This window comes from Arhodomonas sp. KWT (assembly GCF_010993615.1).
The window spans coordinates 1-6734 of sequence record NZ_WNXE01000145.1; the positions used below are offsets into that span (position 1 = coordinate 1).

Annotated in this window: 7 protein-coding genes; 4 read left to right on the forward strand and 3 right to left on the reverse strand. The window is 69.6% G+C overall.

Going from position 1 to position 6734, the window contains the following annotated elements:
• From G7A99_RS15190 to G7A99_RS15200, 3 genes are all read left to right on the forward strand, one after another.
• The coding region (locus G7A99_RS15190) for a chlorhexidine efflux transporter (RefSeq protein WP_305792324.1) at nucleotides 1-248 on the forward strand (248 nt) is incomplete at its 5' end.
• A gap of 79 nt (nucleotides 249-327) precedes the next feature.
• Nucleotides 328-1266, forward strand: coding sequence for a D-2-hydroxyacid dehydrogenase (locus G7A99_RS15195; protein ID WP_018716999.1), 939 nt, complete (start codon nucleotides 328-330; stop codon nucleotides 1264-1266).
• Nucleotides 1238-1819, forward strand: a complete 582-nt coding sequence (locus G7A99_RS15200; RefSeq protein ID WP_084594063.1) for a class I SAM-dependent methyltransferase — start codon at nucleotides 1238-1240, stop codon at nucleotides 1817-1819. The genes G7A99_RS15195 and G7A99_RS15200 overlap by 29 nt, the downstream gene beginning before the upstream one ends.
• A gap of 12 nt (nucleotides 1820-1831) precedes the next feature.
• Here G7A99_RS15200 and pgi read toward each other — a convergent pair whose 3' ends face one another.
• Together pgi and G7A99_RS15210 are read right to left on the reverse strand one after the other, a co-directional pair.
• The gene (gene pgi / locus G7A99_RS15205; RefSeq protein ID WP_163141624.1) at nucleotides 1832-3463 is read right to left on the reverse strand and encodes a glucose-6-phosphate isomerase; all 1632 of its coding nucleotides are present in this window, start codon (nucleotides 3461-3463) and stop codon (nucleotides 1832-1834) included.
• Between the two features lie 183 nt (nucleotides 3464-3646).
• The gene (locus G7A99_RS15210; protein ID WP_018717002.1) at nucleotides 3647-5170 is read right to left on the reverse strand and encodes a GGDEF domain-containing protein; all 1524 of its coding nucleotides are present in this window, start codon (nucleotides 5168-5170) and stop codon (nucleotides 3647-3649) included.
• A 196-nt stretch (nucleotides 5171-5366) separates the two neighbouring features.
• Between G7A99_RS15210 and G7A99_RS15215 the strand changes: the two genes are divergently transcribed.
• Nucleotides 5367-5723, forward strand: coding sequence for a DUF427 domain-containing protein (locus G7A99_RS15215; protein WP_163141627.1), 357 nt, complete (start codon nucleotides 5367-5369; stop codon nucleotides 5721-5723).
• A gap of 12 nt (nucleotides 5724-5735) precedes the next feature.
• Here the strand turns inward: G7A99_RS15215 and G7A99_RS15220 are convergent.
• Nucleotides 5736-6734 (reverse strand): ATP-binding protein (locus G7A99_RS15220; RefSeq protein ID WP_163141630.1); only part of this gene is annotated, 999 nt, incomplete at its 5' end.

Consider the following 6734-nt stretch of genomic DNA (forward strand, 5'->3'; position numbering starts at 1 on the left):
ACCATGCCCTGCGCCGGTTCACGGGCCGTGTCTACAAGACCCCGGGCGAGCGCATCTGGCACGCCCTTGCCTTCGAGTTGGGCATGCTCGTGATCACCCTCGTGCCGGTAATGTGGTGGATGGACTACACGCTGTCGGCGGCGCTGACCATGAACGTCGCGCTGATGCTCTTCTATCTGGTGTACACGTACCTCTACAACCTGGCCTACGATCTGATCTTCCCGATCCCGGCACACCCGCAGGCGTGACCACTACATCCGGCATGGACACGCCAGGCGTCTGCGCTATGCTGGGCGTCGTTCCATTCACCCGAGCGGGAGGCCACCGATGAACCGCGCGCTGATCCTCTCCGAGGATGCCGACGTCTATAACGATCTGCTCCAGGGTACCGAGCTGCCCGGGCTGACGCTCCACGTCGCGACCGACGCCGACCAGGGCCGTGCGCTCGCGCCGGAGTGCGACATCATCCTCGGCAAGCCCGCGCTGGTGGCGCAGGTCCTGGACGCGGCCGACCGCCTGAGCTGGGTGCAGTCCACCTTCGCCGGCGTCGACGCCCTGCTCGAGGACGGGCTGCCCCGTGGCTACACCCTCACCGGCGTGAAGGACGTGTTCGGCCCGCTGATGAGCGAATACGTGCTCGGCTGGCTCATTGCCCTGGAACGCCAGTTCTTCGCCCTGCGCGAGCAGCAGCGCGGGCACGTGTGGGCCGAGCGTCAGTACCGCGGCCTCGGCGGGCGGACCATGGGCATCGCGGGCCTCGGCTCCATCGGCCAGCACATCGCCGGCACCGCGAACCACTTCGGCCTCGATGTGATCGGCTACAAGCGCCGCGCGAGCGATGTCCCCGGCGTGCGCCGCGTCTACGCCGGCGACGAGTGGGGTGAGTTCCTTGAAGGGCTCGACTACCTCGTGCTGACACTGCCGGACACACCGGAGACTCACCACCTCGTCGACGCCGAGGCATTGAAGCGCCTGCCAGCGCGCGCCTGGGTGGTCAACGTGGGCCGCGGACCGCTGATCGACAGCGAAGCCCTCGCCGAGGCCCTGCGCGACGGGCACATCGCCGGGGCCGTGCTCGACGTCTTCGAGACCGAGCCGCTACCGGCGGACAGCCCGCTTTGGGACCTGGAGAACTGCTACGTGACCCCCCACGTGGCTGCCGAGAGCTTCCCGGAGGACATCGTGGAGATCTTCCGCCGCAACTACGCCAGATACCGGGACGGCGAGGCGCTCGACTATGTCATCGACTTCGCACGCGGGTACTGACCCCGTCCGGACCTTCGCCCGCCAGGCCCAGCGGACACTGCTGGTGGGCGAATGGTTCGACGCCCTGCGCCTAGGCCACGGTTCGACGGTGGCCGACCTCGGCTGCGGCGGCGGCTACGTTGCGCTGCGCGCCGCCGAGCGCGTCGGCGCCACCGGCACGGTATACGCCTTCGACCGCGATCCGGAGGCCATCGAGCTGCTGCGGCGCACCGCCGCACTGCACCAGCTCCACCACCTCCATGCCGCGGTGGCGGATGTCGCCGCCCTCACCGCTCTGCCGGCGCCGGTGGAGGCGGCACTGCTGACCATGGTCCTTCACCACGCCGACGACCCCGGCGCCTTTCTCGCCCACCTCCGCGGATTGCTGGCCGACGACGCCCGTCTACTGGTGGCCGAGTTCGCACCGGACGGCCCCGGGCTCGTCGGCCCCGGGCTCGCCTCGCGTATGGGCCCGGCGCACCTGAACGAGCTAGCCACTACCGCCGGCTTCGATATGGACTGGGTGGAACGTCAAACCGCCGAACACTGGTTCGGCGTGCTCACGCCGCGCTGACCGCAGCGTATCCTACCCGTCCCCGCCGCGCAGCCACGCCACCAGCCCGGCGGTGGAACCGTCCAGATCCTGCCGAACCGTGTCGCTGCCAAGGCATGCCCGAAGGTCACCCGCCAGGCGCTTGCCCAGCTCCACGCCCCACTGGTCGAAGGGGTTGATCCCCCAGATCGTCGCCTCGACGAAGATACGGTGCTCGTAGAGCGCAACCAGCCGGCCGAGGTGTCCGGCGTCGGCGCGACGCATCAGAAGCGTGTTGGACGGCCTGTCCCCGACATGGGTCCTGTGCGCCAGCAGGAGCCGCCGTCGTTCCGGCTCCAGCTCCGCCATGCCCTCCTCTGCCACCAGGCTCTCCGGGGCGACACCGCACATCAGCGCCCGGGACTGGGCGAGACAGTTGGCGAGGAGCTCGCGCCGGTGCGCCGGGGCGTCACGCCCGTCCTCCATGGCGCAGATGAACTCCGCCGGCACTACCTGGGTACCCTGGTGCAGGAACTGGTAGAAGGCATGCTGACCGTCGATGGCGGACCGCCCCCAGAGCACCGCCGCGGTGCCGGTCCCCGCCGGGGTGCCGTCGACGGTCACGGACTTGCCGTTACTCTCCATCACCGCCTGCTGAAGGTACGCGGGAAGCCGGCGCAGGCGCCAGTCGTAGGGCAGCACGACCTGGCTGGCCGCACCGAGGACCGTCGTGTTCCAGACGTTCACCAGTGCCAGCAGCACCGGCAGGTTATCGGCAAGGGGCATATCGCGGAAATGCCGGTCCATCGCCGCACCGCCGGCAAGGAACTCACGGAAGACCGCCGTACCGGCGGCAATCATCACCGAGACGCTGACCGCGGACCACACCGAATAGCGGCCGCCGACCCAGTCCCACAGGGGGAAGGTCCGGCCGACCTCGAGGCCGGCGTCGGCGAGGCGCTCCGGCTTCCCGGTCACGCCGACGAAATGGTGCGTCAGGGCCGGATCGCGCCCCAGTCGTGCGGCGAACCAGGACAGGGCGGTACCGGCGTTGAGGAGCGTCTCCCGCGTGCCGCCGCTCTTGGTCGCAACCACCACCAGCGTGGTCGCAGGATCGAGGCCGGCGAGGACCGTACGCAGGGCCTGGGCGTCGGCACTGGAGACGAAATGCAGCCGCGGACCGTCGTTCTCCGGTGACAGTACGACATCCGCCAGCAGCCGCGGCCCCAGGTCGGAGCCGCCGATACCGATGTGGATCACATCGGTGAAGGCACGGCCATCCGCCCCGGTGACCGTGCCGTCCCGCACGCCGGCGGCGAAGGCCTCCATCTGTCCGAGACAGTCCGAGACCGGCCGCGAGACCCCAGCGTGATCCGCGATCTCCGGCGTACGCAGCGCCGCGTGCAGCGCGGCGCGCTCCTCCGTCGGATTGACGACGTCGCCGGCGAACATGGCGTCCCGGCGCGCCGGCACGTCCCGCGCCCGCGCCAGCGCCAGTAACGCCTCCAGGGCGGCCACGTCCAGCCGGTTCTTGGAGAAATCCACCAGCAGCCCGTTTTCACGCCGGCTGAAGCGCTCGAAGCGTTCGGGATCCGCCTCGAACAGCGCGTCGATACGGCACTCGGCGAGCCGCCGGTGATGGGACGCCAGCTGCTGCCATGCCGGGTCCTGCTCCAGTGGGCGCATCGATCCCCTCCTGCTCCACGTGCCCGGGCGGCGCTCACCGCGTGCGGCCCGGGAGGTGACACTACGTATGATCAGGGCAGTATACCGGCGCTCCGCAACAGCGTCCGGGGAGCGCCGGACATGCCGGCGCCGTGACCGCGGCGACGTCGGGCGACGACACCCGGCGCCCGGGCGCAACGGTCTTCAGGGACGGTTCGTCGTGGGCGTATCCGGTGACTGCTGGACGCGATCGCGGCCGTGCGCCTTCGCGAGGTTCAGCGCCTGGTCGGCGGCGCCGATGAACACGTCCACACTGGGGTAACACCGCCCGGCATCCATGTGTGCGGCCACGCCGATGGACGTGGTGATATGGAAGGGGCGCCCCTCGCCATCCCGGTGAGCGACCGCGGCGACCGCGCTGCGCAGACGCTCGCAGACCGCCATTGCGTCGCTCAGCGTCGTACCGGGCAGCAGGACGAGGAACTCCTCGCCGCCGTAGCGAACGACGAGGTCGCGCTGGCGCAGCCGCGCCGCCATCATCCCGGCAACGCCCACCAGCACCTGATCGCCCACCTGGTGGCCATGACGGTCATTGACCGCCTTGAACTGGTCGAGATCCACGAAACCGATACTCAGGGGCCAGCCGCTCTCGGTGGCGAGCGCGAACTCGTGCGCCATGCGCTCGTCGAAATAGCGCCGGTTGTACACCCCGGTCAGCGGGTCGTGGTTCGCCACCTCCTCCCAGTGCTTCGCCGTGCGCTCGAGCTCGTGGAAACGCAGGCGCTGCTCGCTGGTCTCCTGCAGGAGCTGGAGATTGCGCATCATCAGCATCTCGCGCGCCTCCTCGATCACCCCTGCCGCCACCCGAGCCGACGGCAGCGGGGTATCGAACAGCCGCGCCGCCTCCGGCAGCCCCTCCCCGACGCGGTCGATCACCGCGGCGACGGCGTCCCCGCCGAGCCCGAGCCACGCCGATGCGGCATCCGCAAGCCGCGCCGAGGATTCCGCACGGTCGCTGTCATGGAGGAACAGGTCGGCGATACGGCCGGACAGCGCCACACAGCGCGCCAGCTCCCGGTCCTCGTCCGGAATCGCGTCGGTTTCCGGGTCATGGCTGCCGAGCACGGTGTTCACGAGATAGCGGGGCAGCCCCCAGCGCTCCATCAGCCAGGCGCCCACCGCGCAGTGACCGGATTGCAGATGGACGGACTCCAGTGCGACCAGGGCATCGTGGGTATCGGCCTCCGTCACCAGGGGCTCATAGAGCTCGGGGACCGCGACCTCCAGCGCCAGGATGCCGATATCCTGGAGCAGGCCCGCGAGGAAGAACTCCTCCTTGCCCGGGTGGCCGATCTCCTCGCCGAGGATGCGGCAGGCGGTGGCGGCGATCAGTGCGCGGCGCCAGACCAGCCGAATCGCGCGCCCGTCGCCGCGCCCGCGCAGGGCATCCGCCAGCGAGAAGCTCAGCGCCAGCGTCATGGTCGTGTTCAGTCCCAGCACCATAACGGCCTGGCGGATGTTGTCGCTGCGCCGGCGCTGACCGTATAGCGGGGAATTGCTCACCCGCAGGATGCGGCTCGCCAGCGCCGGGTCCTTGACCAGCAGCGCGGCGAGGTCGGCGATATCCACCTCCGGATCGCGTCCCATCTCGAGAATACGGGTCGCGATGCCGGGCATGGTCGGCAGGTGTGGGCAGTGCTCCAGCGCGGCCTCGGTATCGGGGGTCATCGGCCCTCCCGGCGCCACGACCGGCATGGACGCAGTCGCATCGGCGGGGACTTGCGGTCCACGGTGACGTCGCTGCTCACAGGGTTTCCTCGGGTCGGTTCAGGATCGATGTTGTTATTATTCTCCCTACGCGGCGGGATACGAACTTCCGCGACCCGCCCTTGGTGCTTCAACAATACCACCGGGAACGGCGAAAATGGCAGAGTCGCATGCAGCGGATCGTATCCGCCTGAGACATGGTTCCGGCCGTCTCCAGGTCCTTCTGGACGGACACTGCCTGGCAGACAGCACGGACGTAATCGAACTCCACGAGACCGGTTACCCGGTGCGCTACTATTTCCCCCGGGCCGGGGTCGAGATGGGGCTTCTGACACCCACGGCAACGCGGACGCACTGTCCGCTCAAGGGTGAGGCCGAGTACTTCGGCGCCCGCACGGGTCCCGCCGTCTTGGCCGACGTCGCCTGGAGCTATCCCGCACCGCTGCCGGCGATGGCGCCCATCGCCGGCCGCCTGGCCTTCGACGGGGAGCGGGTGCAGATCGTCACCGCCTGAACCGGCGGCGCCTCACAGCCTGGCGGTGAAGCCGACCGGGCGCGTAGTGCCGCCCTTCTCCGAAACCTCGTCGACGAGCTCCCGATAGAGACGGTCGCCGTCCACCGGCTCGCCGAGCAGGTGCAGGCGCTGGGCGACCGCCTCGAAATCCCCCGGCGTGAGCGCATCGAGCTGGCGCAGGGCGTCAGCGAAGCGTGCCGCCTTGCCCTCGCCGCCCAGCGCCACCAGGGTGGCGTCGAACAGCCGCTCGCGCTGCCCCGGTGCGAGGGGATCGAAGCGCAGCTTGAGCGCAAAACGCCGCATGCTCGCCGGGTCCAGGTTCGACTTGAGGTTGGTGGTGGCGATAAAGACGCCCTCGAAGGCCTCCATCTGCGTGAGCAGTTCGTTGACCTGGGTGACCTCCCACTGCTGGTGGGCGCCACGCCGGTCGCCCAGGAAGCTGTCCGCCTCGTCGAGCACCAGCACCGCGTCCATCTCCGCCGCCTCCATGAACATGGCGGCAATGCTGCGTTCGGTCTCACCCACGTAGGAGCCCAGGATGCTGGAGGCGCGCCGCACCATAACCTCGCGGCCCATACTCTCGGCCAGATGACGTGCGAACGCGGTCTTGCCGGTGCCTGGCGGACCGTAGAAGCACAGGCTCGCGCTCGGCCGCACGATCAGACCGTCACGCAGCGCCACCAGGTCGCGGTTGGCGTTGAGCAGGCTCAGATCGAAGGGCACGATGCCGTTGCGCCGCCCGCCGGCCGGCTGACCGCCGAGCAGCAGCGAGGTCTGGCGGAGCACATTCTCCACGGCCACCGCCTTGGCATCCGTCCGCCCGGCCACCCGCGCTGCCTTCGCGATCGCCGCCGGGGTGTTGTGCTCGTTGGCCACCACCCGTTCGAACACCGCGTGGGGCAGGTCCAGTCCGCCCATGTGCGCCTCGGCGATGCGCCGGCGCACCACCGGCGGCACGGAGCGGAAGAACAGCGGATAGTCGAAGCGGCGCAGGTGCGCACTGTCCACCCA